Origin of the sequence: Halomonas sp. SIMBA_159, assembly GCF_046536035.1 — a bacterium.
In the GTDB taxonomy this organism is placed as follows: domain Bacteria; phylum Pseudomonadota; class Gammaproteobacteria; order Pseudomonadales; family Halomonadaceae; genus Vreelandella; species Vreelandella venusta_A.
This window is the reverse complement of record NZ_JAWJBT010001090.1, coordinates 1-253: the sequence shown is the minus strand read 5'-3', so window position 1 is coordinate 253 and position 253 is coordinate 1. Positions and strand designations below refer to the sequence as shown.

1 protein-coding gene is annotated in these 253 nt (G+C 45.1%); it reads left to right on the top strand.

Going from position 1 to position 253, the window contains the following annotated elements:
- Positions 1–253, top strand: a 253-nt coding sequence (locus R0J87_RS22635) for a CatA-like O-acetyltransferase (protein ID WP_498889151.1), incomplete at both ends; no start/stop codon positions are given.

Genomic DNA, 253 nt, shown 5'->3' with positions numbered 1-253 from the left:
AAATAAGCACAAGTTTTATCCGGCCTTTATTCACATTCTTGCCCGCCTGATGAATGCTCATCCGGAATTCCGTATGGCAATGAAAGACGGTGAGCTGGTGATATGGGATAGTGTTCACCCTTGTTACACCGTTTTCCATGAGCAAACTGAAACGTTTTCATCGCTCTGGAGTGAATACCACGACGATTTCCGGCAGTTTCTACACATATATTCGCAAGATGTGGCGTGTTACGGTGAAAACCTGGCCTATTTC